The 847-nt window shown below is 40.4% G+C and carries 3 protein-coding genes and 1 pseudogene; all 4 read left to right on the top strand.

Annotated features, from left to right (window positions below):
* Positions 1-180, top strand: a 180-nt coding sequence (gene infA / locus ACTHSP_RS20985; RefSeq protein WP_440346882.1) for a translation initiation factor IF-1, incomplete at its 5' end; no start/stop codon positions are given.
* An 18-nt stretch (positions 181-198) separates the two neighbouring features.
* Positions 199-312, top strand: a complete 114-nt coding sequence (gene rpmJ / locus ACTHSP_RS20980; RefSeq protein ID WP_003697674.1) for a 50S ribosomal protein L36 — start codon at positions 199-201, stop codon at positions 310-312.
* Between the two features lie 67 nt (positions 313-379).
* On the top strand, positions 380-742 hold the full coding sequence (rpsM, locus tag ACTHSP_RS20975) for a 30S ribosomal protein S13 (RefSeq protein WP_003749295.1): 363 nt from the start codon (positions 380-382) through the stop codon (positions 740-742).
* A gap of 19 nt (positions 743-761) precedes the next feature.
* Positions 762-847: pseudogene (locus ACTHSP_RS20970) on the top strand (30S ribosomal protein S11); the annotation flags it as partial.

Raw genomic sequence — 847 nt, 5'->3', positions numbered from 1 at the left:
CTTGAGACTTTGCCCAATGCAACATTTAAAGTAAAACTGGAAAATGATCATGTAGTACTTGGTCATATATCTGGCAAAATGCGGATGCACTATATTCGTATTTCTCCAGGTGATAAGGTAACAGTTGAATTAACTCCTTATGATTTAACCCGTGCTCGGATTGTTTTCCGAGCAAGATAAACGATAAAAGGAAATAAAATGCGTGTACAACCTTCTGTAAAGAAAATTTGTCGCAATTGCAAGATTATTCGTCGTAATCGTGTAGTTCGCGTAATTTGTACTGACCCACGTCACAAACAACGTCAAGGTTAAGAAGCTAGTTTTCTTAACTATTGATTTTGTGGTATAGTGACATACTTTGCCCTAAAAAGGAAAAAATATGGCTCGTATTGCAGGGGTAAATATCCCTAATAATGCCCATATCGTAATTGGCCTTCAGGCTATTTATGGTATTGGTGCGACTCGTGCTAAATTGATTTGTGAGGCAGCAAATATTGCTCCTACTACTAAAGCAAAAGATTTGGACGAGGCTCAATTAGACGCTTTGCGTGAGCAAGTTGCTAAATATGAAGTTGAAGGCGATTTGCGTCGTGAAGTAACGATGAGCATTAAACGACTGATGGATATGGGTTGCTATCGCGGCTTCCGTCATCGTCGTGGCTTGCCTTGTCGTGGTCAACGCACTCGCACAAATGCTCGTACCCGTAAAGGTCCGCGCAAAGCGATTGCCGGTAAGAAATAAATTTTAAGGAATTTGATTAATGGCTAAAGCAAACACAGCTTCGCGTGTACGTAAAAAAGTACGTAAAACCGTAAGCGAAGGTATTGTGCACGTTCATGCATCTTT

The sequence above is a fragment of the Neisseria sp. P0001.S005 genome (genome assembly GCF_051963715.1).
This window is presented reverse-complemented; position numbering and strand designations above follow the sequence as displayed.

What these genes read in the sequence shown, in the direction of transcription:
- rpmJ (WP_003697674.1), top strand. Translation starts at nt 199, where the DNA reads ATGCGTGTACAACCTTCTGTAAAGAAAATTTGTCGCAATTGCAAGATT.
- rpsM (WP_003749295.1), top strand. Translation starts at nt 380, where the DNA reads ATGGCTCGTATTGCAGGGGTAAATATCCCTAATAATGCCCATATCGTA.